23 protein-coding genes are annotated in these 26,362 nt (G+C 69.9%); 12 read left to right on the top strand and 11 right to left on the bottom strand.

All coding sequences use genetic code 11. The features are described from left to right. Positions 1–106: 106 nt before the first annotated feature. Both DW298_RS09060 and valS read right to left on the bottom strand, forming a co-directional pair. A complete protein-coding gene (locus DW298_RS09060; RefSeq protein WP_136042118.1) occupies positions 107–322 on the bottom strand; it encodes a hypothetical protein in 216 nt (71 codons plus the stop codon). Further along, positions 322–2,937 carry a valine--tRNA ligase gene (valS, locus tag DW298_RS09055; RefSeq protein ID WP_136042117.1) on the bottom strand — a complete coding sequence of 872 codons (2,616 nt, stop codon included), beginning with the start codon at positions 2,935–2,937 and terminating at the stop codon, positions 322–324. Before valS ends, DW298_RS09060 begins: the two co-directional genes overlap by 1 nt. Positions 2,938–3,094: 157 nt before the next feature. On the opposite strand from valS, the gene DW298_RS09050 reads away from it, so the two are divergent. After that, complete coding sequence (locus DW298_RS09050) at positions 3,095–4,144, top strand: P1 family peptidase (RefSeq protein ID WP_136042116.1); 1,050 nt, start codon at positions 3,095–3,097, stop codon at positions 4,142–4,144. A gap of 9 nt (positions 4,145–4,153) precedes the next feature. Here the strand turns inward: DW298_RS09050 and DW298_RS09045 are convergent, their stop codons facing one another. From DW298_RS09045 to DW298_RS09010, 8 genes are all read right to left on the bottom strand, one after another. Then, positions 4,154–4,966: a serine hydrolase gene (locus DW298_RS09045; protein WP_136042115.1), complete on the bottom strand. Its 813-nt coding sequence runs from the start codon at positions 4,964–4,966 to the stop codon at positions 4,154–4,156. Beyond that, positions 4,963–5,799: a serine hydrolase gene (locus tag DW298_RS09040; protein ID WP_136042114.1), complete on the bottom strand. Its 837-nt coding sequence runs from the start codon at positions 5,797–5,799 to the stop codon at positions 4,963–4,965. Before DW298_RS09040 ends, DW298_RS09045 begins: the two co-directional genes overlap by 4 nt. After that, a complete protein-coding gene (locus DW298_RS09035; RefSeq protein ID WP_136042113.1) occupies positions 5,796–6,743 on the bottom strand; it encodes an LD-carboxypeptidase in 948 nt (315 codons plus the stop codon). Before DW298_RS09035 ends, DW298_RS09040 begins: the two co-directional genes overlap by 4 nt. Beyond that, on the bottom strand, positions 6,740–8,389 hold the full coding sequence (locus tag DW298_RS09030; protein ID WP_136042112.1) for an ABC transporter ATP-binding protein: 1,650 nt from the start codon (positions 8,387–8,389) through the stop codon (positions 6,740–6,742). Before DW298_RS09030 ends, DW298_RS09035 begins: the two co-directional genes overlap by 4 nt. A gap of 1 nt (position 8,390) precedes the next feature. After that, on the bottom strand, positions 8,391–9,305 hold the full coding sequence (locus DW298_RS09025) for an ABC transporter permease (RefSeq protein WP_136042111.1): 915 nt from the start codon (positions 9,303–9,305) through the stop codon (positions 8,391–8,393). After that, a complete protein-coding gene (locus tag DW298_RS09020; protein ID WP_136042110.1) occupies positions 9,302–10,345 on the bottom strand; it encodes an ABC transporter permease in 1,044 nt (347 codons plus the stop codon). The genes DW298_RS09025 and DW298_RS09020 overlap by 4 nt, the downstream gene beginning before the upstream one ends. 71 nt (positions 10,346–10,416) lie before the next feature. Next, positions 10,417–12,249 carry an ABC transporter substrate-binding protein gene (locus DW298_RS09015; protein ID WP_136042109.1) on the bottom strand — a complete coding sequence of 611 codons (1,833 nt, stop codon included), beginning with the start codon at positions 12,247–12,249 and terminating at the stop codon, positions 10,417–10,419. 289 nt (positions 12,250–12,538) lie between these two features. Then, positions 12,539–13,627, bottom strand: coding sequence for a M20/M25/M40 family metallo-hydrolase (locus tag DW298_RS09010; protein ID WP_240745081.1), 1,089 nt, complete (start codon positions 13,625–13,627; stop codon positions 12,539–12,541). 153 nt (positions 13,628–13,780) lie between these two features. On the opposite strand from DW298_RS09010, the gene DW298_RS09005 reads away from it, so the two are divergent. The 11 genes from DW298_RS09005 (at position 13,781) to DW298_RS08955 (ending at position 25,652) form a co-directional block, all read left to right on the top strand. Continuing rightward, complete coding sequence (locus DW298_RS09005; protein WP_136042107.1) at positions 13,781–14,560, top strand: GNAT family N-acetyltransferase; 780 nt, start codon at positions 13,781–13,783, stop codon at positions 14,558–14,560. Continuing rightward, positions 14,557–15,246 (top strand): SIS domain-containing protein, encoded by a 690-nt coding sequence (locus DW298_RS09000; protein ID WP_136042106.1) that lies wholly within the window; start codon positions 14,557–14,559, stop codon positions 15,244–15,246. The genes DW298_RS09005 and DW298_RS09000 overlap by 4 nt, the downstream gene beginning before the upstream one ends. Next, positions 15,243–16,391, top strand: coding sequence for an o-succinylbenzoate synthase (menC, locus tag DW298_RS08995; protein WP_136042105.1), 1,149 nt, complete (start codon positions 15,243–15,245; stop codon positions 16,389–16,391). The genes DW298_RS09000 and menC overlap by 4 nt, the downstream gene beginning before the upstream one ends. A gap of 25 nt (positions 16,392–16,416) precedes the next feature. Beyond that, positions 16,417–17,307 carry an aminotransferase class IV gene (locus tag DW298_RS08990; protein WP_136042104.1) on the top strand — a complete coding sequence of 297 codons (891 nt, stop codon included), beginning with the start codon at positions 16,417–16,419 and terminating at the stop codon, positions 17,305–17,307. 16 nt (positions 17,308–17,323) lie between these two features. Next, positions 17,324–18,418, top strand: coding sequence for a dipeptidase (locus DW298_RS08985; RefSeq protein ID WP_240745080.1), 1,095 nt, complete (start codon positions 17,324–17,326; stop codon positions 18,416–18,418). Next, a complete protein-coding gene (locus tag DW298_RS08980; protein WP_136042102.1) occupies positions 18,415–19,128 on the top strand; it encodes a type 1 glutamine amidotransferase in 714 nt (237 codons plus the stop codon). Before DW298_RS08985 ends, DW298_RS08980 begins: the two co-directional genes overlap by 4 nt. Continuing rightward, a complete protein-coding gene (locus DW298_RS08975; protein ID WP_240745079.1) occupies positions 19,125–20,660 on the top strand; it encodes a beta-lactamase family protein in 1,536 nt (511 codons plus the stop codon). Before DW298_RS08980 ends, DW298_RS08975 begins: the two co-directional genes overlap by 4 nt. 94 nt (positions 20,661–20,754) lie before the next feature. Next, a complete protein-coding gene (locus DW298_RS08970) occupies positions 20,755–22,368 on the top strand; it encodes an ABC transporter substrate-binding protein (protein ID WP_136042100.1) in 1,614 nt (537 codons plus the stop codon). A 28-nt stretch (positions 22,369–22,396) separates the two neighbouring features. After that, positions 22,397–23,341, top strand: a complete 945-nt coding sequence (locus tag DW298_RS08965; protein ID WP_240745078.1) for an ABC transporter permease — start codon at positions 22,397–22,399, stop codon at positions 23,339–23,341. Further along, on the top strand, positions 23,338–24,150 hold the full coding sequence (locus tag DW298_RS08960) for an ABC transporter permease (RefSeq protein WP_136042098.1): 813 nt from the start codon (positions 23,338–23,340) through the stop codon (positions 24,148–24,150). The genes DW298_RS08965 and DW298_RS08960 overlap by 4 nt, the downstream gene beginning before the upstream one ends. After that, a complete protein-coding gene (locus DW298_RS08955) occupies positions 24,147–25,652 on the top strand; it encodes an ABC transporter ATP-binding protein (protein WP_136042097.1) in 1,506 nt (501 codons plus the stop codon). Before DW298_RS08960 ends, DW298_RS08955 begins: the two co-directional genes overlap by 4 nt. Here the strand turns inward: DW298_RS08955 and DW298_RS08950 are convergent. Beyond that, positions 25,642–26,292 carry a pentapeptide repeat-containing protein gene (locus DW298_RS08950; RefSeq protein ID WP_136042096.1) on the bottom strand — a complete coding sequence of 217 codons (651 nt, stop codon included), beginning with the start codon at positions 26,290–26,292 and terminating at the stop codon, positions 25,642–25,644. The genes DW298_RS08955 and DW298_RS08950 overlap by 11 nt on opposite strands. Positions 26,293–26,362: the final 70 nt, after the last annotated feature.

Raw genomic sequence — 26,362 nt, 5'->3', positions numbered from 1 at the left:
AATGGGAGACCGGACTCGGTGAGACGCAGAGACCCCCGTGTATCCGCGGAAGCGGAGTCACGGGGGTCTCGTCATCGACCGGAGCAGATGACCTGCGCGGGCCGACTCAGTCGGCGAAGGGGCGAGCGACGATCTCGCCCGAGGCGGCCTGGAAGACCTCCCAGCCGGCGTCGAGCTCGGCGATGGCGCGACCCTCGAGCCAGGTGAGGGTCCAGTGGCCGGTGAGACCCTTCGCTTCCACCTCGGCGATCGCCGGGCGCAGGGATGCGGGAACAGAGGCGGGTGCCTCGGATCCCGCGGCCCAACGTGTGCCGAGCTGCATCAGGAACCCTCGACCGGCGCGAGCTCGATCGCGGTGACCGCGAACTCCTCGGCCTCGCTGAACTCGAGCTCGGCGATACGGCCGACGGCGCGGAGGTCGTCGGCGGCGGCGCGGAGCGCCTCGAGCTTCGCAGCCGGAGCGGCGATCGCGGCGCGTGAGACCGGAGTCTTCTGCGACGCCTTCGCCTCGGTCTTCGCACGGCGGATGCCGATCAGCGCCTCACTCGCGGCGGCGAGCACGGCCGGGTCGCCGTCGATGCCGAGCGGCGTGGGCCACTCCGCCGTGTGCACGGACCCTTCCTCGAACCAGGACCAGGACTCTTCGGCCGCGAACGACAGCACGGGGGCGAGAAGGCGGAGGAGTGTCGACAGGGCCAGTCGCAGCGAGAGCGCTGCGGACGCCTGCCCGACATCGGCCTGGTTGTAGGCGCGCTCCTTCACGAGCTCGAGGTAGTCGTCGCAGAAGGTCCAGAAGAACGCCTCGGTCAGCTCCAGCGCGCGCGCCGCGTCGTACCGGTCGAATGCCTTGGTGGCCTCGGTCACCACTCCGTCGAGCGCGGTCAGCATCGATGCGTCCAGGGCATGCGTGACCTGTGCGCCCTCGGGCACGGGGAAGGACAGCACGAACTTGGCCGCATTGAGCACCTTGATGGCGAGGCGCCGACCGATCTTCACCTGCGTCGGGTTCTGCGGGTCGAACGCGGCGTCCATGCCCAGGCGGCTCGAGGCGGCCCAGTAGCGCACCGCGTCGGAGCCGTGGGCCTCGAGCACGTCGGCCGGGGTGACCACGTTGCCCTTGGACTTCGACATCTTCTTGCGGTCGGGGTCGACGATGAAGCCGGAGATCGCGGCGTTGCGCCACGGCGTCCGGTCGTCTTCGAGCGTCGAGCGCAGCATGGTCGAGAACAGCCAGGTGCGGATGATGTCCTGGCCCTGCGGGCGCAGGTCGAACGGCGCGGTGAGGTTCCAGAGCTCCTCGTCGCGCTGCCAGCCGCCGGCCAGCTGCGGGGTGAGCGACGACGTCGCCCAGGTGTCGAGGATGTCGGCCTCGGCGTCGAAGCCGCCGGCCACGCCGCGCTGGTCTTCGGTGTATCCGGCGGGAACGTCGGTGGTCGGGTCGATCGGGAGCGTCGCCGCGTCGGGGGTGAGCACGCGGTCGTAGTCCCGCTCGCCGTTCTCGTCGAGGGCGTACCAGAGCGGGATCGGCACTCCGAAGAACCGCTGGCGCGACACCAGCCAGTCGCCGGTGAGGCCGCCGACCCAGTTCTCGTAGCGCACGCGCATGAACTCCGGGTGCCAGGCAAGTTCCTGTCCGTGTGCGATGAGCGTGTCGCGCAGCTCGCCGTCGCGGGCGCCGTTGCGGATGTACCACTGGCGGGTCGACACGATCTCGAGCGGGCGGTCACCCTTCTCGAAGAACTTCACCGCGTGATTGAACGGCTTGCCGACCGCCGTCATGTCGCCGGTCTCCTGCAGCTTCTCGACGATGGCCTTGCGCGCGCTGAAGACGGTCTTGCCCGCGAGCTCGTCGGTGTACCAGGAGATCGCATCCGGGTTCTCGACGGACGAGGGCGCCTCGGGGAGGAAGCGTCCGTCGAGGCCGATCGTGGTCATGTTCGGCAGCGGCTCGTTCTCGGTGGTGCGCAGCTCGCGCCACCACACGATGTCGGTGACGTCACCGAAGGTGCAGACCATCGCCGCTCCCGTGCCCTTGTCGGGCTGGGCGAGGTGGTGTCCGTGGATCTCGATCTCGGCGCCGAAGAACGGCGTCTTCACCTTCGTCCCGATGAGGTGCTTGTGCGGCCCCTCGGGGTGCGTGACGAGGGCGATGCACGCCGGCAGCAGCTCGGGACGCGTGGTGTCGATCGCGATCGATCCGGACCCGTCCGCGAAGGGGAATTCGATGGTGTGGTACGCGGCCTGCTGGTCGCGGTCCTCGAGCTCGGCCTGCGCGATGGCGGAGCGGAAGTCGATGTCCCACAGGGTCGGCGCGAGAGCCTGGTAGGCCTCGCCGCGCTCGATGTTGCGCAGGAATGCGAGCTGGCTCTGGCGGATCGTGTCGTCCGAGATCGTGCGGTAGGTCTGGGTCCAGTCCACGCTCAGTCCGAGCTGACGGAACAGCGCCTCGAACTGCTTCTCGTCCTCGATCGTGAGGCGCTCGCACAGCTCGATGAAGTTGCGGCGGCTGATGGGCTGCTGGTCGGCAGCACGGCTGGACTTGTTGTCGCCGCCCTCGAACGGGGGCGTGAAGTCGGCGTCGTAGGGGAGCGAGGGGTCGCACCGCACGCCGTAGTAGTTCTGCACCCGGCGCTCGGTGGGAAGGCCGTTGTCGTCCCAGCCCATCGGGTAGAACACGGTCTTGCCGCGCATGCGCTCGTACCGCGCCTTGACGTCGGTGTGCGTGTACGAGAACACGTGTCCGATGTGCAGGCTGCCGGATGCCGTCGGCGGCGGGGTGTCGATCGAGTACACGCCCTCACGGCCGGCCTGTGCCGCGCGCAGACGGTCGAACAGGTAGGTACCCTGCTCCGCCCAGGCGGCGTCCCACTTCGCTTCGAGACCTTCGAGTGCGGGCTTGTCGGGAATCCCGGTGGGAGTTGATTCGGAAGCAGGCATGGAGGTCTCCTCGAGCGATGTATGCGGCACTGTGTGAGCGTGCCTGAGTGTGGGTGTTCCGCCCAGTCTACCGAGCGATCCGAAGGCCGGCTGGACACGGTGGAGTCGTCCGGCGCGGTGCGGATGTCCGCTGCTCCGCGCCTGGAAGAATCGGAGCATGACACCGCTGTCGTCCGCCTCATCCCGTCCCCGCCTCGCCGACCTCGGTGTCTCGTCGGGGGCGTTCGCGCGCGGTGCGGAGAACGCCATCACCGATGTCGGCGGTGTCCGGGTCGGGCACGCCACGCTGCACGGCGACGGTCTCCACACCGGGGTCACCGCGATCGTGCCCGATGCCCTGACCGGGGAGCGCCGCAGCCTCCCCGCGAACCTCTCGGTCGGCAACGGCTACGGCAAGCTCGTCGGCGCCACGCAGCTCCGTGAGCTCGCCGCCCTGGAGACCCCGATCCTCCTCACATCGACCCTGTCGGTCTTCCGCGTCGCCGATGCACTGCTCGCACACCTGCTGGCGACCCCGGAGCACGCGCGGACGACGACGCTGAATCCGGTCGTGGGGGAGACCAACGACGGCTTCCTCTCCGACATCCGGCGCCGGGCCGTCGGCGAGGAGCAGGTGGTCCAGGCGTTGGAGGCGGCGGCCGCCGGTCCCGTCGCGGAGGGGTGTGTCGGCGCCGGTGCGGGGACGGTCGCTCTCGGCTACAAGGGCGGCATCGGCACGTCATCCCGGCTCGTCGACGTCACGGGACAGACGCGCACGGTCGGTGCACTGGTGCAGACCAACTTCAGCGGGACGTTGCGGATCGCGGGAGTGCCGCTCCCCGCCGAGGAGCTGCTGGCCGAGGCGGCAGCTCAGCCCGTCGGCAACTCGTGCATGATCGTGGTCGCCACGGATGCGCCCGTCGACGGACGCCAGCTCGGTCGCGTGGCAGGCCGCGCCGTGTTCGCGATGCGGGGTGTCGGCGCCGACTACGCGCAGGGCAGCGGCGACTACGCGATCGCGTTCTCGGTGCACGACCCGGCGCTCGGCGGGCCGGTGGCCGACGATGTACTGTCCCCGCTGTTCGCCGCCACTATGGATGCCGTGGAGGAGGCGCTGATCAACTCCGTGCTCGCCGCCGAGACGACCGTCGGCCCGGAGGGTCGGACCGCGCGTGCGGTTCCCGTCGACCGGGTCCGGGAGAGACTCGCCCGCGCCGGGGCCGTCTGAACTCTGATCTCACCCGGCGAGCGCGCTGCGGATGCCCTCGCCGATCCTGCGCATCGCGGCCAGCACCGGCCCCCGCCCGTCTGCGCCGCGGTCCCAGTTCGCCAGCACCGCATAGGCGATCCGGCGATCCGGCGTCATCACGATGCCGGTGTCGGTCCGCACCCGCGAGATCGTGCCGGTCTTGTTGAGCAGCCAGATGCCGCGGTCGAAGCCCCAGTGTGCGAGGGGGTCGAGGTCGAACGCGGACGCGACCATCGACAGGTCCATCCCCGCGCCGAGCCAGCGTCGGAGGGTGTCGGCCGATGCCGGGGTCAGGTCGGTCCCGTCGGCGAGACGCGTCATGAATCGCACCAGCTCGGTGGCGCTCGCATGCGACAGCGTCGTCGGAGCGCCGGGCGGGATCGGCCATCGCACGATGTCGTCCAGCGCGGAGGACGTGTAGCCGAGGGCGCGCGTGTGCTCCTGGACCACGGGGATCCCGATCACGCGACCCAGGGTGTTCGTCGCGGCGTTGTCGCTGACCGCACCGATGAGTGCGGCCACGTCGTAGAGCGACAGCTCGGCCGCCTGCAGCAGGTACCAGAGCCCGGAGTCGTCGATGGACTCCACGGGGCGGCGCGTCACGCGCTCCTCCAGGCTCCGCGTGCCGGCATCGACCTCGGTGAGCAGCCGATGCAGCAGGAAGATCTTGCCGACGCTCGCGGTGTCGAGCACCGTCTCGGGCGCATGCTCGAGCAGCACCTCGCCGGAGTCGATGTCCTTCACCAGCACCGACCACACCGCGCCGTGGTCGGCGGGCAGCTCCGTGTCGATGACGCTCATGCGAGCCCCGTCTCGTCACGCGCGAGTCCGGTGACGTGCAGCCGGATCCGTTCTCCGATGTCTCTCATGCCGTCGATGACGGGCGCTCGCAGATCGGTCGGGCTCTGCTTCCAGTTCGCGGCCACCGCGTAGGCGACGGCGGCGACGGGGCCGCGGAGCAGGCCGGTGTCGACGCGGGCGAATGCGACGCTGCCGGTCTTGTGCCGCAGGACCATGCCCTGGTACTCGGCGTCGACGTGGGCGAGCGGGTCGAGCAGGAAGGCATCGGCGGCCATGGACGTGTCGGTGTCGGCGGCCAGCCAGTCGAGCACGCGTGCGCTCACGGCGGGGGAGAAGGCTTCGCCGGCACCGAGTCGGCGCATCAGGTCGGCCAGCTCCGCCGCGGTGCCGTACGACGGTGTCCAGGGTAAATCGGGGGTGCGCTCGTTGCGGATGTAGTCGTGCAGCGAGGTCTGCGTGTACCCGAGGGTCGGCGCGACGGCGCGCACGGACTCGAGCCCGCACAGGTGGATGAGGGCGTTCGTGGCGAGGTTGTCGCTCACCGCGCCGACGAGGAGGGCGGCGTCGTGCACGCCGATGCGCTGGCCCCGCATCCGATAGAGCAGGCCGGAGTCCTCCGCCCGGTGCTCCTCCGGGATGGCGACCGGCTGATCCGGATCGAGTGTGCCGTCTTCGAGTCGGCGCGCGACTTCGAGCAGGAGGAAGACCTTGCCGATGCTGGCGGTCTCGCACTGCACGTGCGGTTCGTGCTCGGCGAGGGTGGCGCCGCTCTCGGCGTCGATCACCCGCACCGACCAGGTGACGCGGGGATCGAGCGTCGGCACGGCGATCATCCGGGCACTCCCACCGTGAGTCGCGGTTCGTCCGACATGGCATCGAGGACACCGTCGACGCCGAGGGGGATCGTCAGGGCGTGCGGGTCGTGTCCGAAGCCCTGCTCCCACAGCACGGGCACACCCGCATCCTGGAACTCGTCGCGCATGAGGGCGTGTACGAGCTCGAGGTCGCCGCATTCATGCCAGGAGCCCAGCACGATGGCGTTCGCCTGCGCGAGCCGCCCCGCCCTCCGCAGCTGCGTCACGAAGCCGTCGAGCCGGTAGGGCTCCTCGGTGATGTCCTCGAGGAACAGGATGCCGGGAGCGGGCACGGCCGCCTCGGGGGCGCCGAGTCCGGCGGCGAGCAGGCTCAGGTTGCCGCCGGTGAAGCGTCCGACTGCACGCCCCGGCGTCATCACCTCGGTCTTCGGGCCGATCAGCTCGCGTCCGCGCCAGGGCTCGAACAACCAGCGCTGCACGTCGTGGCGCACCTGCTCGGAGTCGCGGAAGACGTTGTTGCCCGCCATGGGGCAGAACAGCGTCGCCAGGTCCAGGTGCGCCCGCACGGTCTCGTGCAGCGCGGTGATGTCGGAGGAGCCGGTGAGGAGCTTCGGGCGACCGTCGCGCCGCAGTGCTCCGCGGCGCATCTCCGCCCAGTCGATGCCGTCGAGCAGCCGCAGTGCCCCGTACCCGCCCCGGGCGGCCACGACGGCGTCCACGTCCGGGTCCATCCACGCATCGACGAGATCCGAACGGCGCACATCGTCGGGACCGGCGAGGTACGACGCGCGCGGGTGCGGGGTGAGCACGTGATCGCCCACCCGCACCCGCAGCCCCCACGACTCGTAGTAGTCGACGGCGCGCTGGGTGTTCTCCTCGTTCCCCGGCCCGGCCGGCGAGACGATCGCCACCGTGTCTCCGGGCTGCAGCGGCGCGGAGTCGAGGTAGGGAGAGGTCGTCACGCCGGCTGCTCCTCGATGCGCGGTGCGGCGGAGAGCAGATGCCGGGTGTACTCGTGCTGCGGATTCAACAGGACCTCCTCGGTCGTGCCCCGTTCGACGATCTCCCCGCGGTACATCACGGCGACGCTGTGGGCGATGTTCCAGGCGAGGCCCAGGTCGTGCGTGATGACGAGCGCGGATAGTCCGAGCCGCCGGCGCAGGTCGAGCAGCAGTCCGAGGATCTCTCCCCGCACCGAGGCGTCGAGCGAAGCGACGGGTTCGTCGGCGATGAGCATCTGCGGTTGCACGGCGAGGGCTCCGGCGATCACCACGCGCTGGCGCTGCCCGCCGCTGAGTTCCTGCGGGATGGCGCTCAAGAACCTCTCCGGCGGCGTCATCTCCGCATCCGTGAGGCTCTGGGCCACGCGCGCGCGTTCGTCGCCCGTGAAGCGCTGCACCCGCAGACCTTCGGCGACCGACTCGTACACGCTGTGTTTCGGGTTGAGCGCGGCCCATGGGTCCTGGAGAACGAGCTGCACCTGGGAGCGGAAGTGCGCGAGGTCGCGGCCTTTCGTCGGCATCTCGGCTCCGTCGAACAGGATCCGGGAGCCGGGGTCGGCGGGCTGCAGACCCATGAGCGCCCGGGCGAGCGTCGACTTGCCCGATCCGGATTGGCCGACCAGGGCGACGATCTCACCTCGACGCACGGTGAGGTCGACGTCGCGCACGGCGTGCACGGGTCGGCTGCCCGAGCGATAGGTGACGTTGACCCCGCGGGCCTCCAGCAGCACCTCGTCGCCATGGGCGATGTCCGGCACCTCTTCGGCACCCTGCCCGTGTCGGGTGACCGGCGCCAGGCGGGAGGCCGGATCGCCGATCGTGGGGAAGGCATCGGCCAGCTGCCGGGTGTAGTCCTGCGTCGGACGCGTGCAGACGGCGTAGCTCTCACCGACCTCGACGAGTTCGCCGTCGCGCATGATGGCGATGCGCTGGCACGCCGTCGCGAGGACCGACAGGTCGTGGCTGATCATCAGCATCGAGATGCCGCGCTCGGAGACGAGCCGCGAGATCATGTCGAGGATCTGCTTCTGCACGATGACATCGAGAGCGGTCGTCGGCTCGTCGGCGATGATGACCTCGGGGTCGCACGCCAGTGCCATCGCGATCATCACCCGCTGCTTCTGGCCGCCGGAGAGTTCGTGCGGGTACGACTCGGACTTCTGCTGCGGGAGGTCGACGACCTCCAGCAGCTCCGCCATGCGCTGCTTGCGGCCCTTCTCGGTCTTCCAGCGATCCGACGCGTGCAGCTCCAGGGCCTCGAGCAGCTGCCAGCCCACGGTCCGCACCGGGTTGAGCGAGTGCATCGCCCCCTGGAACACGATGGAGGTCTGCGCCCAGCGCACCGCGCGCAGCTGGCCGAAGGAGAGCTCGGCGACGTCCTGGTCGCCCAGGAGCACGCGGCCGCTCAGGCGTGCGTTGTGGGGGAGCAGGCGCAGCACGCTCATCGCCAGGGTCGATTTGCCGGAACCCGACTCCCCGGCGATGCCGAGCGTCTGGCCCGCCGGCAGCGTGAGCGAGACGTTGCGGACAGCGGCGACCTCGTCTCGGCCGGCGCGCCCGGCGGTGCGGTAGGTGATCGAGACGTCGTCGAAGATCAGATCGGGCATGTCATCGGCTCCTCAGCGTCGGGTTCGTGATGTTCTCGACGGCGCGGCCCATCAGGGTGAACGACAGCACCACCAGGACGATCGCGATACCGGGCACGAGCACGTACCACCAGTAGCCGCTGGTCGCCGCGGACACGTCCATCGCGTTCTTCAGGATCGAGCCCCAGGACTGCAGCGTGGTGTCGCCGAGCCCGAGGAACGCCAGCGTGGACTCGGAGATGATCGCCGAACCCACCGTGAGTGTGGTGTTGGCGAGCACCAGAGGCAGCACGCCGGGGAGGAGGTGCTTGATGATGATGTGCCAGTGACCGGCGCCGAGGGCACGAGAGCGCTCGATGTAGTCGCGCGATTCGATCGACAGGGTCTGCGCCCGGACCACGCGCGCCGTGCCCGCCCAGGAGGTGAGTCCGATCGCGATGATGATCGTCCAGACACCGCGGCTGAGCACCGAGGAGAGCACGATCGCGAGGATGAGCGAGGGCAGCACGAGGAAGAAGTCGATGATGCGCATCATCAGGCCGCCGAAGAACCCGGTGAAGTGACCGGCGGAGAGCCCGACCAGTGTGCCGATGACCATCGACATGGCGGTGGCCGCGAGTCCGACCAGAAGCGAGACGCGCGCCCCCCACACCATGCGGACCCAGATCTCGCGGCCCTGCTGGTCAGTGCCGAGCGGATGCTGCCACGAGGGTGGGGCGAACCGCTCCGGGTCGACGAGCTTGGTGACGTCGAGCATGCTCGACGGCGCGATCACCGGGGCCAGGATGGCCACCGCCGCGACGATGATCAGGAAGATCAGACCGACCATGCCCGCGCGGTGGTGCGTGAACTGGCGGCAGAAGTCGGCGAATGCCGCACCACGACGGTGCCAGGCGAGCGCGCGGGGCGAGCGGATGGAAGTGGATGCCGTGCTCATGCGCGCCTCACCCTCGGGTCGAGCTGACGGTAGATGAGGTCCGCGACGAGGTTCATCACGATGATGATCGTGGAGAACACCACGAAGGTGCCCTGCAGGAGCGGGAGGTCGGGACCGGAGATGGCCTCGAAGGTGAGCTTGCCCAGACCGGGCCACGAGAACACGGTCTCCACCGTCACCGCCCCGGCGATCAGCCCGCCGATATGCATGAAGACGAGCGTGACGGTCGGGAGCAGGGCGTTGGGGACGGCATGGCGGCGACGCACGAGGTCTTCCCGCAGCCCCTTCGCGCGCGCAGTCGTGAGGTAGTCGGCGCCCATCTCCTCCAGGAGCGAGCTGCGCATCACCATCAGGTACTGCGCATAGACGACGGCGACCATCGTGATCACCGGCAGGACCATGTGCGAGATCACGTCGAGGACGGCGCCGACGGGATCGGTGGGCGGGTTGGGGGAGACCATCCCGCCGGTGGGGAACCAGTGCAGCGTGCCGCCGAAGATCATCAGCAGCAGCAGGGCGAGCCAGAACGTCGGGACCGACCAGAACACCAGCGAGGTGCCGGAGACGATGCGGTCGAAGGTGGAGCCGTGCTTCCACGCGGCCTTCTGGCCGAGCCACAGGCCGAGGGCGATGGCGATGATCGCCGCGGTGCCGGTGAGGAGGATCGTGTTCCAGAAGTACATGCCGATGAGTTCGGAGACCGAGGTGCGGTAGACGTAGCTCGTCCCGAAGTTCAGGGTGAAGACGTTGCCGAGGTAGTCGAAGAACTGCTGCCACAGGGGCTTGTTCAGCCCGAGCTGCTCGCGCAGCTGCGCCACCTGCTCGGCACTCATGCCGCGCTCGCGCGCGATCGATGCGACCGGGTCGCCCGGCAGGATCTTGAAGGCGAAGAATCCGAGGAGGATGACCATCGCCATGCTGATGGCCGCGCCGCCGAGCTTGACCAGGAAGTAGCGGAGGCCACCGAGGCCTCTCGGCTGCTCCTCGGCTGCGGCGCTGGTGGCGATGGCGGATGTGGATGGGGGAACCGCGTTCGACATGAAGTCTCCTTACAGCGGACCGGGAGACGCCGCGGGGACGGATGTCCGCCGCCCGCGGCGTCTCGCTGGACTCATTCGACGTCGGCGATGTTGCGACGACGGATCAGGAAGAAGACGAGTCCTCCGATGAGGACCACTCCCACCACGATGCCTCCGATGATGAGTCCGGTGTTCGTGCCGGTGCCGCTGGCGGTCGCGCCCTCGACGGGCTCCACCGTGAGGTAGCCCCAGTAGCCGGCCTGGTTCGCGATGATGCCGCCGTCCTTGGGCTGCAGCGTGAAGCCGGTGAAGCGGTCGGAGCGGTAGGCCTCGAGCGAGTTGGCGTACCAGGTGGCGACCTGTGCCGTGTCGGTGTAGTTCAGCGCCAGCATGTCGTGCACGATCTCCTGGCGCTTCTCCTCGTCGGTCTCCGAGCGCTGCTGGGCGTACAGCTCGTCGAACTCGGGGTTGCAGTAGCCGTCCTGCGTGGTGCCGCCGGTGCCGTCGGTCGCCGTGGGCAGGTTCATGCAGGTGTTGATGCCGAGCTGGTAGTCGGGGTCGGGGTTGACGGACCATCCGCTGAAGTACAGGTCGTAGTCGCCCGACGTGGCCTTCGCGCTGATGGTGTCCGAGTCGGTCGACTCGACGGCGATCTCGATCCCGATGTCCTTCATCCACGGGACGAAGAACTCGGCGATGGACTGCTCGTTCGAGTCGTCGGCGTCCGTCAGCAGGCGCAGGCTCAGACGCTGTCCGTCCTTCTCCCTGATGCCATCGGCAGCGGGCGCCCAGCCTGCGTCGTCGAGCTTCGCCTTCGCCGCCTCCGGGTCGAACCCGACGATCACCTCGTCGTCGTCTGCGAGGTGCCACTTCGGGAAGGACGCGGGGATGAAGCTGGTGGCCTGCACGCCCTCGCCGGAGAGCACCTTGTCGAGCAGCGTCTCCGTGTCGGTGCCGAGGCGGATCGCCTGGCGGACCTCGATATCCTTCAGCGCCGCGTTACCGGTGCCGTAGGGCACGTTCTCGCGGGTCTGCTGGCCCAGGTTGATGCTGATCGAGTGATAGCGGCGGCCGATCCCGGAATGGGTGGTGACGCCCTCGACGCCGTCGAGCGCCTCGAACTGCGTCGGGGTGAGACCCGAGACGAGGTCGACGTCACCCGCCTTCAGTGCCTGCACCTGGGCATCCGAGTTCGTGTAGTACACGTACTGGATCGCGTCGATCTTGGGGGCGCCACGCCAGAAGTTCTTGTTGGCCTTGAGCACGATCGACTGGTTGGCCGAGTAGCTGTCCAGGACGAAGGGGCCGGAGCCGACCACCTCGGAGTCGTTCGCGAACGTGGTGGGGTCGTCGACCGCCTCCCAGATGTGCTGCGGGACGATCGGGATCTCGGAACCGGGGTTGGGTGCCTGCGGCGTCTTGAGGGAGATCACGACGGTCTTGTCGTCGGGGGTCTCGACCGAGTCGAAGTTGGAGACGAGGTTGCCGTTCGCCGTCGCCAGCGCCGGCACGGTCATCATCTGGTCGTAGGTGTACTTCACGTCGGCCGAGGTGATGGGCTCGCCGTCCGACCACTTCAGGTCGTCCTGGAGGGTGAAGGTCCAGGTCTGACCGCCGTCGGTGGCTTCCCAGGAGTCGGCGAGGCCCTTGGTGGGGGAACCGTCCTCGGCGTCGTTCTGCACGAGGGACTCGTACACGTAGCGGATGATGTTCGTCGGCGTCAGGTAGATCGAGATGAACGGGTTGAACGTGTCGACGAAGCCGGACGTCGCGATGCGCAGCGTGGTGTCCGAGGCGGGGGATTCGGTCGCGGCACTCACCGACTGCGCCTGAGCGGCACCGGCGGGAGCAGCGATGAGCAGCGCGGAGGCGATCGCAGCGGCGGTCAGACTTCGTGCTGTTCTGGAGCGGGGGGCAAGACGCATAGAAGAAGTCCCTTCGGGCGCCGCCCGGATCCACGATGAAGCCGGGTCGGTGGAGACCATGCAAGCGGAAGTCTGCCCCGGGGTCAAGGGATTCGTTGCGTATCGTCGAAGATTTTTCGCAAGTCGGCATCTGGGCACAGGTTGCTCTCCGGGTGTAACAGCGCGGAAACATGCGGATGCAAGGATGCGCCCCACACGAAGGGGGCTCAGCTATGCAGTATTTCCGTCCCGAGATCCGGAACGTATCCCTGGGATCAGCGTGATCAAGGCGCAAACGGGAATCGTATCCTCACTCCGCGGCAAGGGTGAGCACGGCACGCAGGAGTTCGACGCGCTCGCCGAGGGAGGAGCGCAGGAAGTGCTCGTCCTCCGCATGCGCGCCGCCCCCGCGGGGTCCGAATCCGTCGACCGTGGGCAGCCCGAGGGCGCCGAGAAGATTGGTGTCGCCCGCGCCGGCCGCCGGACGTGCCTCGACGTGCTGTCCGATGCCGGCGGCGGACCGTTCGATGGTCGCCACCAGCGCGGCGTCCTGCGCGGAGGCAGCCCAGGCAGGGCGGGCGCTCAGGGTCTCGACGACGATCTCCGCACCGGCGCGGACGGGCGCAAGCGACGTGAGTGCCCGCATCACGCGCTCCTCGGTGACCGGATCGGTGAAGCGGAGACCGATCTCCGCCTGCGCCTGCGCGGGGATGACGTTGGCGCGGGCACCACCGGAGATCGTCCCGACATTGCAGAGCACCGGTCCCGGCAGGGCGGGATCCGCGACGATCTCCCGCACGCGCAGCAACTGATCGACGAGCTCGTCCACAGCGGAGATGCCGTGCTCGGGGTCGAGGGCGGCGTGTGCGGCGCGCCCGGTGACCGCGATCCTGACCCGTGCGCTCCCGCGCCTGCCGACCTTGAGCGCGCCGTCCGGATGCGGCGACTCGAATCCGATGGCGGCGACGGCTCCGCGTGCGCGTTCGGCGAGCAGGGGGCCGGACTCGGGCGAGCCGACCTCTTCGTCGGCAACCAGGACGATGCGCACGGCCCGGCGGCGTTCGCGCGGGAGCGGCTGGAGTCGTCGCAAGGCCTCGAGCATGACCACGATTCCGGCCTTCATGTCGTAGGAGCCGGGCCCGCGCACGACGTCGCCCTGCTCAGACCAGGGCAGCACGCCGTCGAGGGTGCCCTCCGGCCACACGGTGTCGGTGTGACCGATCAGGAGGTACGGATCGCCGGCGCCGGGGACATCGATGACGAGATCCGTTCCCGCGGTGGTCGGCTCCTGACGGACCGCCCCGCCGACGCCCTCGAACCATCCGGTGAGAAGATCGGCGATGGTGCGGCTCGCCTCGACATCTCGGGTGGGCGACTCTCGCGTCACAAGTTCACGCACGAGTGCGATGATGTCGTCTGAAGGGTGGTCCGCTCCGGGAGCTGCCGGGAAAGTGGTCACAGTTACGAACCGTATCTGCCTCTTGATTGACGTGCAACCCGCCGATAACATCGCTCCCAGTCGCATCACTCGTTCGATCTTAGGAAACGTATCGTGCCTCACTCTTCGGTGGCCGCCGACGCGGGCGTCGGTTACGACTGCCGCGAACTGACCCAGTACTCCGAGTTCCGTGAGGCGGCGGCACTCTATGCACGTGTCTTCGCGTACACCGAGCAGGAGTACGCGCTCAACGCCAATCTGCTCACCGCGCTCGCCCGCAACGGAGGATCCGCGGTGGGGGCCTTCGCAGACGACGGCGGGCTCATCGGGTTCGCGTACGGCTTCGCGGGCTGCGATGCGAGCGGGACCCACTTCCACTACTCGCAGGCGGCCGCGGTCGACGCCTCGCAGCAGGGCCGCGGGGTCGGTCAGGCGCTCAAGCTCGCCCAACGCGACGTCGCGCTCCGGTGGGGGCAGCAGTCCATGCGCTGGACCTTCGATCCGCTGTTGGCGCGGAACGCGCACTTCAACCTCAGCTCCCTCGGCGCGGTCGGCATCGCGTTCGAACGCGACTACTACGCCCGACCGGACACCGACCGGCTCGTGGTCTCCTGGGACCTGACCCGGGATGCGCCCCGGGCACCGCGATCGGGTGCTCCTGTGACGCTGACCAGGGAGGACTGGGGACGCGTGGTGCACGCTGACGACGTCGACTGGATCGCGATCCCCGCTCGTGCGGACGAGCTCTCTCCCGGCGAACGCTCGGCGCTGCGGCGGCAGCTGGAGAGTGCGATGACGGAGGTGTTCCGACGCGGCGACGTCCTCGTCGCTGCCTCCCGCGTCGACGAGCACACCGCGGTCTACCGCGCGACATCAGGGGAGGCCATCGCATGAGCGACCAGCAGCATGAGGATCGCGAGCTCGTCTCGCCGCGAGACCGCTTCGGCGAGCGCATCCGGACGAATCTCTCCGCCGAGAGCATCCAGGCGCGCATCATCGAGACCGAGCTGCGCACGCTCGCGCTCACCTTCGAGGAGCTGAGCACCTCGGCCCAGGTGCCGCAGGCCGCGGCGCTGCTGCTGGGCGCGCGACGACGCTATGTCGCGGGTGAGGGAAAGGCGGCGGCCTACGCGCAGCTGCTCAACGCCGACCTGTCCGCGACGCTGTCCAACGTCTTCCTCGTCGACGGGCACGCGCTGCAGCCGCTGACCGTGCTGACGGATGTGCGGGCCTCGGACGTGCTCATCGCCTTCTCCCTCCGGCGCTACCGGGAGGAGACCGTGCGGCTCGGGCAGCTGTTCCGGGAGGCGGGCGGGCAGCTCGTGGTGATCACCGACAGCGAGGACGCCCCGCTGGCCCCGCTCGCGACGTCACTCATCCGCGTGCGCACGGGGTCGGCGTCCTATGCGGACTCGCCGACGCCGGTCGCGGCCGTCTGCCACCTGCTGAGTGCGCTGACGACGGCGAGCGCGAAGGGAGCCCGCCGCCGCCTGGCCGAGCGCGATCGGCTCGTCGCGCGACTGGGGCTCTACAGCTCGGATCCCTCGCGGCCCGAGGTCGACGGCGAGGCGGCGACGTGAGGATCACCCGCATCCGGCTGTTCGCGCTTCGTCAGGAACTGCGGCACAGCTTCGAGACCAGCTCGCATCGCAAGTCGGGCATCGAGCACATCCTCGTCGAGGCCACCGACGAGGAAGGCCGCCGCGGCTGGGGAGAGATCGCCGCGCCCAGCGACCCGTACTTCGGCGCGGAGACGACCACGACCGCATGGGAGATCGCCACCCGCTACCTCGTGCCGGCCCTGGTCGGCGCAGAGGGCGAGGAGCCTGCCGACCTGGAGACGACGTGGGCGCGGGTGCGCGGCAATGAGTTCGCCAGGGCCGGCTTCTCCGGCGCGGTGTGGGACCTCTTCGCCCGCCGCCGGGGGATCGCCCTCGCGGCGGCGCTGGGCGGCACCCGCGACGAGGTCGTGGCGGGAGTCTCGCTCGGCATCGAACCATCGATCGACGAGCTCCTGGGCCAGGTGGAGCTGCAGCGCGCCGCGGGATATCCGCGCGTGAAGCTCAAGATCGCCCCCGGGTGGGACGTGGAGCCGGTGCGAGCGGTGCGCGACGCACACCCCGACCTCGACCTCCACGTCGACGCGAACGGCGCGTATCCCGACGACGATGACTCCGCCGCCGTGTTCACCCAGCTCGACGCACTGGGGCTGACGATGATCGAGCAGCCGTTCGCCCCGCGGGAGATGGTGGCGCACGCGACGCTCCAGGCGCGCATCGGGACGGCGGTGTGTCTGGACGAGTCCGTCGTCGGGCTCGGCGATCTGCGCACGATGATCAGGCTCTCCGCCGCGCGCATCCTCAACATCAAGGTGTCGCGGATGGGGGGACTCACCGTCGCGAAGGCGGCGCACGACCTCGCCGTCGACGCCGGCATCCCCGTCTGGTGCGGGGGCATGCACGAGTTCGGGATCGGTCGAGCCGCGAACGTCGCGATCTCGGCACTGCCCGGGTTCCTGCTCCCGTCGGATGTCTCCGGCTCCGACAAGTACTACGTCGACGACATCATCGCCCCACCCGTCACCGCGGTCGAGGGCCGGGTGCAGGTTTCTCGCGGAGCGGGCATCGGCCACGACGTCCTCGTGGAGCGGATCGAGCGGGCCGCTATCCGCACCTGGGATTCCTCCGACTCCGCCGTGCGTGACCCCGCGCTCACGCACGGGTGAGACGGCCGTTCCGGAGAGGACCATCATGCGTGCGCTGCTGCTGTATCGCCTCGACCTGTCGGGCACGTCCGCCGTCGAGGAGAGCATCCACCCGATCGACCCGCGTGAGCCGATCGTCAGGGCGACCGACCTCGGCGTCAATCGCGGCGACGGCGTGTTCGAGACCGCCGTGGTCCGCGGCGGCAGGCCGCAGGCGCTCGAGGCCCATCTGACGCGCCTCGAACGTTCGGCGGCGTTGATGGAGCTGCCCGCGCCCCGACGCGACCTGTGGCGAGCCGCGGTGCTCCGGGCGGCCGCGGAGGTGTCCCTTCCCGGAGCGCTGGAAGAGGGGGAGATCGCCTCCATCAAGTTCGTCATGACCCGGGGCGATGAATTCGACCCGGCAGGGCCGACCGGATGGGTGCTCGGGTTCGCCGGCAGCGACCCCTCCGGCGTCCGTGCCCGCGGCGTCCGCGCCGTCGTGCTGGATCGCGGCTACCGGCACGATGTGATGCAGACCGCCCCCTGGCTGCTGCAGGGAGCGAAGTCGCTCGCCTACGCAGTGAATCAGGCCGCTCTCCGGGAGGCGGCCCGTCGCGGCGCCGATGACGTGATCTTCGTGAGCGGAGACGGCTTCGTGCTCGAAGGACCCCGCTCGACGTTGATCGCCCGGATCGACGGCGAGCTCGTCACACCACCCGCCGAGCTCGGCGTCCTCCCCGGAACGACCCAGGCCGACGCATTCTCGGGAATCACCGGCGTCCCGACGAGGATCGGGGTGCTCATGCGCGACGATCTGGATCGGGCGGATGCGCTGTGGCTGTGCTCCAGCACGCGCGGTGCGGTGCCGGTGGCGCAGCTCGACGGCGTGGAGCGGGTCATCGACCATGACCTGACCGCGCGGATGAACGCAGCGCTGGATGCGCGCGAGGACTGAGAGAGGTGCACGGCGGATGCTCGACAGTGTGATCGACGGACACAACGACCTGGCCTGGGCGAGCAGGACCCTGCTCGGGTACGGGGTGGAGGAACTCGCGGCCGGCGTGCCGTCGACGCAGACCGACCTTCCCCGTCTCGCGATCGGCGGGGTGGCCGGACAGTTCTGGTCGGTGTGGGTCGATCCGGTGCTGCAGGGCGCAGAACAGGTCGTCGGAACGCTGGAGCAGATCGACTTCGTGCACCGCCTGGTCGACGCGCATCCCGAGCGCCTCGCCTTCGCGCGGACCGCTGCGGATGTGCGTGAGGCGATGGCGGAGGGGCGGATCGCCTCGCTCATCGGCATCGAAGGCGGCGGCCAGCTCGGCGGGTCGCTCGCGGTGCTGCGCCAGTACGCGCGTCTGGGCGCGAGGTACATGACGCTCACCTGGTCGCGGACGACCGCCTGGGCCGACTCCGCGACCGACGACGCGCATCACGGCGGTCTCAGTGCATGGGGCCGCGAGGTGGTGCGCGAGATGAACCGCATCGGTGTCCTCATCGATCTCTCCCACGTGGCGCCGACCACCATGCGTCACGCCCTCGAGGAGACCACGCGCCCCGTGATGGTGAGCCACTCCGGTGCTCTCGCCCTCTGCGATCACCCGCGCAACGTCCCCGACGACGTGCTCGCCGCGATCGGCGCACAGGGCGGAGTGGTGATGGTCGCTTTCGTGCCCACGTTCGTCTCGCAGGCCCGCCGCGACTGGTGGGAGGCCGGCGGCGAGGGCGAAGCGCCGGTGGTGGGCGTCGGCGACGTGGCCGATCACCTCGACCACATCCGGCGGGTCGCGGGACCGCACGCCGTCGGCATCGGCGCGGACTACGACGGCACCGACGTGATGCCGGACGGTCTCGCCGACGTCTCCGGCTACCCGGCGCTGTTCGCCGAGCTGCGAGCGCGGGGATGGTCGGAGGCCGACCTCGCCGGCCTCGCGCACGAGAACGTGCTCCGGGTCCTCGAGGCTTCCGATCGCGATCACGAGTCCTTCCTGGCAGGGCGGGCCGCACCTCCCGCGACCGCCGCGCTGGTGCCCGCCGTGGATGTGTCGACGCGGGAGGGAGCGCTGTGAGCCCGCGCGTGCTCGTCGTCGTCAACTCGGCGAGCTCCGGACCACGACGCCTCGGGACCTGGCTCGCCGATCGCGGCATCGCGGTCGCCCCCGTGGTGGGCGCGGAGGAGGAGCTTCCCGTCACTCTCGACGGCTATTCCGGGCTGGTGCTCCTCGGAGGGGGACTGATGCCGGACGAGGACGACCGTGCACCCTGGCTCGTGGCCGAGCGCGCGCTCGCCGCCGAGGCCATCGACCGCGACCTCCCGACGCTCGGCATCTGCCTGGGTGCGCAGGTGCTCGCGCACATCGCCGGTGGAGAGGTGAAGGCGAAGACCGGTCCCGTCGAGCGCGGGGCGACGCCCATCCATCCGACCCCGTCCGGCCGGGAGGACGCGGTGATCGCGACGCTCGGCGACGGCGCCCCGATGATCGAGAACCACCAGGACATGATCACCCGTCTGCCTCCGCGGGCGGTGCTGCTCGCATCCAGCGACGCGATCGAGATCCAGGCCTTCCGGCTGGGGCGGCACGTGCGCGGCGTGCAGTTCCACCCCGAGGCCTCGGCTGCCGATCTCGCCCGGTGGGACGACGCCGCCCTGCGGGGAGAAGGCCGGTCCTTGGCGCGACTCATCGCCGCCGCCGAGGAGGTCGACGCGCGCAACACCGAGGTCAGCCGTGCTCTCGTCGAGGCGTTCGCGGACGAGATCCTGGTCGGAGGTCGCGGATGAACGCGGCGGCCGCTCCGCTCGAGACACCGACGATGACCACACCGGCGGTGGATCGTGCCCTCCGGCGCGGGCTGGACGAGCGGGCCCGTCGGACCGCCCCGGCATCGATCGTCGCCCTGTGCGAGCGCGGGGAGGTGCGAGGCGTCCGCACCCACGGACACCCGCGCGCCGACGATGCGACGACGAGTCGGGACACCGTGTTCCGGATCGCCTCGATGTCGAAGAGCTTCCTCGCCGCGACAGCACTCGCGCTGCGCGACAGCGGTGCCCTCGATCTGCATGCCCCGATCACCGAGTATCTCCCCGCCGTGCGCGCCAGGCACCGGGGCTCTGATGCCGTGCTCACCGGAGACCTGCTGCTCTCCAACAGGTCGGGGCTCGGCGAGGACAACGCCTGGGTCGACCGCCACCTGGGGGACTCCCGCGCAGAGATCGCGGCGCTGTTCTCCGAGGGGATGCTGCTCGCCGCCGCGCCCGGAACCACGTACCAGTACTCCAATCTCGGGCAGTCGCTGGTCGGCGCGGCGGTCGAGGCCGTCACCGGACGCGCTGTCGAGGACGTGGTGCGGGAGACCCTGCTGGAGCCGCTGGGACTGACGAGCACCGCCCATTCGGCCGACGGCTACGCGCACGACACCCTCGCCGGCGGCTTCCGCACCTTCGACGACGGCGCGACCTTCCACCCCGAGCCCTACGTGCGCACCGGCGCCCTCGGCTGCATCGGAAGCATGTTCAGCACCGTGGACGACATCGCCACCTGGATGTGGTTCCTCGGTTCGGCCTTCACCGACGACCCACTCGCGCCGCACGTGCTGGCTCCCTCCTCGCGGATCGAGATGCAGCAGCCGCGAACGCCCATCGACGTGCCATCGGGGATGTTCGACGGACGCGACCTCGCCGGCGCCGGCTACGGGTACGGACTCTTCGTGGAGCAGGACCGGCGGTTCGGCCGCATCGTGCAGCACTCCGGGGGCCTTCCCGGCTTCTCCGCCCACATGCGCTGGCATGCGGCGACCGGCATCGGCGCGGTGGCGTTCGGGAACTCGGACGAGTTCGGTGCGCGGCGTGTGGCCGGTGCCGCACTGCAGGACGCGCTCGAGACGGCCGACGTGCCCTCGGCCGTGGTGCGGCCGTGGCCGGAGACCGTGACCGCGGCCCTGGCGATCGATGCCGCCATCCGACAGGGCCGATCCGCCGCCGAGTATCCGGGCCTGGCCGATCACGTCCTCGAGGATGTGCCGTCGGGCGTCCGTGATTCCCGGCTCGCTGCGCACATCGCCACGATCGGCGGCATCCGCCCCGTTCAGAAGCCCTTCGCCGAGCGGCTGATCGCAGCCGCCACCGAGGCCGAGCTGCGCTGGCGGATCGCCGGAGAGAGCGCGGACCTGCGGGTGGAAGCGCGCCTGGTGGGTGTGCCCCGGCCTCGCGTGCAGAGCCTGAGTCTCGCCGTCATCGCACACGGCGAGACGCGGACGGAGGACGAGATCGCCTCGCCCGCCGACCGGCATCGCATCGTGTTCGACGGGGAGTGACGACCCCGAGAGCCGCAGGGGCACGCTTTTCGACCCAGTCCAAGAAATCGCCGTAGACTGGAGGCATCCCGCCCCGTTCGTCCTGAGGATCGTCATGCCCGCAAACCCCGTGCGTCGTCTCCTGCCCTTCGCCGCGCTCGCCGCCGCCACCGCTCTGGTGCTGAGCGCCTGCGCTGCTCCTGGCTCCGAGGGAGAGAGCGACGGAGAGCTCGTCTGGTCCATCGAAGGCGCCAACCTGTCGGCGGGTCACATGGACCCGCAGATCAGCCAGCTCGACGTCTCGGGCATGGTGCAGCGGGCGGTGCTCGACTCGCTCGTCTTCCAGGAGAACGACGGCACGTTCACGCCCTGGCTCGCGAAGGAGTGGGAGGTGTCGCCCGACAGCACCGAGTACACGTTCACGCTCCGCGACGATGTGACCTTCACCGACGGCGAGAATTTCGATGCGGCGGCGGTCAAGGCGAACTTCGATCGCATCGTCGACCCGAAGACGGCTTCGAAGCAGGCCGCGAGCATGCTCGGCGCGGCCTTCTACGAGGGGACCGAAGTCGTCGACGACTACACCGTGAAGGTGACGTTCACCCAGCCGTATGCCCCCTTCCTTCAGGCCGCGAGCACGCCGCAGCTCGGCTTCTACTCGCCCGCCGTGCTCGAGGAGTCGGCGGACAAGCTCAAGGCCGGCGGCCCCGACATCAACGTCGGCACCGGTCCGTTCGTGCTCGCCGAGTACACGCCTGACCAGGAGATCGTCTACACGCGAAACGACGACTACGCGTGGGGGCCGCACGACGAGAAGGCGCCGAAGTTCGAGACGCTCCGTGTCGAGATCCAGCCGGAGGCCTCCGTCCGTACCGGCGTCGTGACGAGCGGCGAGGCCGATCTCGCCAGCGACATCCCGCCGAACCTCGCGAAGGACCTCGGCGACGGCATCACCGTCGACTCGATCGAGTACCCCGGCCTGCCGTACTCGCTCTACCTGAACGAGAAGTACGGCGTGTTCGCCGATGAGAAGGTGCGTCAGGCGTTCGCCCGCGGCATCGACATCGACGCCGCGGTCGAGGAGATCTACTTCGGACAGTTCCCGCGTGCGTGGAGCATCCTCGGCTCGACCACCCCGGGTTATGACGCATCGCTCGAGGACAGCTGGCCGTTCGACCAGGATGCCGCGAACACCCTGCTCGATGAGGCCGGATGGACCGAGCGCGACGCCGACGGCATCCGCATGAAGGACGGCAAGCGTCTCTCGGTGCGCTGGATCGCCTGGACGCCCGTTCCCGACGACAACGCCGCCCTCGCCAACGCGATCCAGTCCGACCTCAAGGGGATCGGCTTCGAGGTGAAGCGCGAGGTGCTCGAACCGGGCGCCTACAACGAGCAGTACGAGCCGAAGACGTTCGACCTGACCGACTGGGGATTCTCCGGGGTCGATCCGGATCTGCTGCGCGCCCACCTGCACACCGACGGATTCCAGAACGCGTCTCAGGTGAGCGACCCTGAGATCGACGCGCTTCTGGAGCAGGCCGTCGGCAGCAGCGATCAGGACGAGCGCAACGAGCTGTACACGCAGGTGCAGCAGTGGAATGCCGAATACACCGCGATCGTGCCGCTGTACAGCCCGTCGGCGATCACCGCGGTCGGCGAGCGCATCGAGGGACTGCAGTACGACCTGTACGGTCGGCCGCTGTTCTACGATGTGACCGTCGGCTGATCCGCCGGCTGAGCGGAGGGCACGAGTGGTGAAGGCTGCTCTCGTCCGTATCGCCGGCCTCGCCGCATCCCTCGTCATCGTCCTGTGGGGTGCCGCCACCGTCGCGTTCCTCGCCTTCCGGGTGATCCCGGGCGATCCCGTGTCGGTGATGCTCGGACCCCAGGCGCAGGTCAGCGAGGCGGTCAAAGACGGGATCCGCGCGGACCTCGGGCTGGATCGGCCGCCGTTCGAGCAGTACCTCGGCTTCATCGGGCAACTCGCCCGAGGCGACCTGGGGGAGTCGTACCAGCTGCGGATGCCGGTGTCCGAGGTCATCGGCCGACAGCTCGGTGCCACGGTGCAGCTCTCGGCCCTCGCGCTCCTCATCGCCCTGGTGCTGGCGCTCGCGGTCGCGGTGCTGGTGCGCGGTCAGGTGGCTCGTACCGTCGCCGCGGGCATCGAGCTCGTCGTGCTGTCGTCGCCCGTCTTCTGGATCGGGCTCATCCTGCTCAGCGTCTTCGCGTTCGGCCTCGGCTGGTTCCCGGTCTCCGGGGCGCGAAACCCGGCCACCCTCGTGCTCCCGGCGATCACCCTCGCCCTTCCGGTCGCGGCGCTGCTGAGCCAGGTACTGCGCGACGGCCTGATGCAGGCGGAGCGGATGCCGTTCGCGGAGACCGTGCGTGCGCGCGGGGCGAGCCCTTCGTGGTTCACGGTGCGGCACGGGTTGCGCCACGGTGCGGCCTCGGCCATCACGCTCGCCGCGTACCTCACGGGTTCCGTGCTCGGCGGCGCCGTGCTCGTCGAGACCGTCTTCGCCCGGCCGGGACTGGGCCGCGTCACGCTCGCCGCGATCAGCGACCGCGATCTCCCGGTCATCACCGGCATCATCCTCCTGAGCGCACTCGTGTTCGTCGTCGTGAACCTCGTCGTCGAGCTCGTGCATCCCCTGATCGATCCGCGGGTCGGAGCGGCCCGCTCCGGAGGCATCCGATGAAGCGCGCACAGCGTGTGCTGCTGTGGACGGCCGCGGCGGTGCTCGCCGTGATCGTCTTCGCCGCGCTCTTCCCCGGAGTCCTCGCGACCCACGATCCGCTGCAGACCGACGTCCGCTCTGCACTGCTCCCGCCGAGTGCCGACCATCTCTTCGGCACCGACCAGAGCGGTCGCGACGTGTACTCGCGTGTCGTCTACGGCGCAGGACGCTCGCTGGGGATCGGACTGCTCGCCACGGGGATCGCGCTCGCCGTTGGCCTCGTGATCGGTGCACTGGCCGGGGTCGCGCCGAGAGAGGTCGACGCCACGGTGATGCGGGTCAACGACGTGCTGATGGCATTTCCCGAGTTCCTCGTCGCTCTCGTCGTGGTCGCGGTGCTGGGACCCGGGCCGGTGAACATCGCGATCGCGGTGACGCTCGCAGCGGTTCCGGTGTACATCCGGCTCGCCCGTGTGCAGACGCAGACGCTGCGGGTCGCCGAGCACGTCGAGGCCGCGCGGATCCTGGGCGTGCCGAAGGGGAAGGCGTTCACGCGTCACGTCGTCCCCGGTGTGATCGGGGCGCTCAGCGTGCTCGCCACGATCGGCATCGGCTCGAGCATCCTGGCCGCCGCGGGCCTCAGCTTCCTGGGTCTGGGTCCGTCCGAGCCGACGCCCGAATGGGGGCTGATGCTCGCCGGCGGACGCAATGTGCTCGGACAGGCGTGGTGGATCGCGGTCTTCCCCGGCATCGCGATCACCCTCACGGTCGTCTCGGCGACGGTGATCGGGCGCATCCTGCGGGCACGCGCAGATGGGCGGACGACGTGAGCGCGCTGGAGGTGCGGGGACTGCGGATCGCGTTCGGCGCGGACCCGGTGGTCGACGGCGTCGGATTCGCGGTCGAGCCGGGTGAGTGCGTCGCCATCGTCGGGGAGTCGGGCGCGGGGAAGACCCTCACCGCCCGGGCACTCCTCGGGCTCACGCCGTCGGATGCGACGGTGACGGTCGACACGCTCACCGTCGACGGGCGGAACGCGGCGACCCTCTCCGAGCACGGCTGGCGGAGTCTCCGGGGAGCTGGCATCGGCCTCGTCTCGCAGGACGCCCTCGTCTCGCTCGACCCGCTGCGCCGCATCGGTGCGGAGGTGGCGGAGCCGTTGCGCCTGCACCGCATCGTGCGCGGTCGTGCGGCGCTCGATGCCCGGGTGCGAGAACTGCTGCGACGGGTGTGGATGCCGGATGCCGAGCGTCGCGCCCGGCAGTATGCGCACGAGCTCTCCGGGGGACTCCGACAGCGGGCACTGATCGCCTCGGCGATCGCCGCGTCTCCCGTCGTGCTGGTGGCCGATGAGCCGACGACCGCGCTGGACGCCACCGTGCAGGCCCGGATCCTCGGTCTGCTGCGCGAGATCACGGATGCGGGGACGGCGCTCGTCTTCATCAGTCACGACTTCGCGGCCGTCCGGCGGCTCGCGGACCGGGTGCTGGTCATGAAGGCCGGGCGGGTGGTCGAATCCGGCACGGTGGTCGAGGTGCTGGAGAACCCGCAGCACGAGTACACGCGTCAGCTGATCGCGGCGACGATCCACGAACCCCGCACGGCTGTGCAGACGGAGTCGACGCCGGTGCTGGTCGTGGAGGGCCTCTCGAAGAGCTTCGACGCGGTGCCGGCGGTCACAGACGCCTCGTTCACCGTCTCGGCGGGGCACACGCTCGGCGTCGTGGGCGAGTCCGGATCGGGGAAGACCACGCTGGCACGGATGATCGTCGGTGTCGAGCAGCCCGACGCGGGCTCGCTGCGCTGGATCGGCACGCCGCGGGTGCAGCTGGTGCATCAGAATCCGCTCGGTGCCTTCGACCCCCGATGGACGATCGGCCGCTCCCTGCGCGAGGCGCTCGAGGCTGCCGGTGTGCCACGGAACAAAAGGGCCGAGCGGGCGTCCGAGCTGCTGGTCGAGGTCGGCCTCGCGACCGAGCTCGCGGACCGTCGCCCCCGTGCACTCTCCGGCGGACAGCGGCAGCGCGCGGCGATCGCCCGGGCACTCGCGGCCGATCCCGAGGTGCTGGTCCTCGACGAACCCGTATCGGCGCTCGATCCCTCGGTCCGGGAGCGGGTGCTGCAGCTGCTGGCCCGACTGCAGCGCGAACGGCAGCTGACGATGATCCTCGTCTCGCACGACCTCGACGTGGTCGGAGCCGTCGCCGACGAGGTTCTCGTCATGCAGGATGGCCGGATCGTGGAGCAGGGAACGACCGCCGACGTGTTCGCAGAGCCGCAGCATCCGTTCACTCGGGAGCTGCTGGCGGCGAGCGGTCCCGTCAGTCCTTGATCTGGATGCCCAGTCCCGCCGCGATCACGGGCGCCAGCTGCTGCACCTGGAATGACGAGAGCGTCGTCCCGCGGAGGCTGTTGGCGTCGAGGTAGGTCATCGCGTCGAGGCCGCGCAGGTCGACGTCTTTCGCGCGCATGCCCCGCGGGTCGACCTCATCGCTGGTCGTGGCGGTGAACCGGACGCGGGTGAGTTCGGCTTGCGGCATGTCGACCGTGCGGATCGCGCAGCCGGATATCTCGAGGTCGGTCACTTTCGCGGCGCCCAGGTTGAGGTAATCGATCCGCACATCGCGTAGCTCGAGCTCGGAGATGCGCGCCTCGCTGAGGTCGAGCGTGCCGATGCGGCCGCCGCTGATCCGCATCCGCCGCACGCCGGCGTCGCGCATACGCAGAGAGGCGATGCGTGCCCCGGACATCTCGACGTCGACCACAGTCGCTCCCGTGAGATCGACGGCCTCCGCATCGGCGGACACGGTGCACTGCTCGAGCGTCGCGTAGGCGAGGTCGACGGCGCCGTGGAGATCGAGGCTCGCGGCGATGATGTCGGCGCTGCGGGCGGGAGTCGCGGGCTCGAACTCGCGGGGGAGATCGGGACCGCTGATGCGGGGCGGTGCGGGGGACTCTGCGGTGCGGGCCATGCCTCGAGGCTATGGCCTGCCGCGGACACCCGTCGCAGGCGGCGCCGCGCCGCGCCGCCTGCGACGGGTG

It is taken from the genome of Microbacterium sp. A20 (assembly GCF_004794515.1).
Lineage (GTDB): Bacteria > Actinomycetota > Actinomycetes > Actinomycetales > Microbacteriaceae > Microbacterium.
The sequence above is the reverse complement of the archived record's forward strand: the minus strand, read 5'-3'. Positions and strand labels throughout refer to the sequence as shown.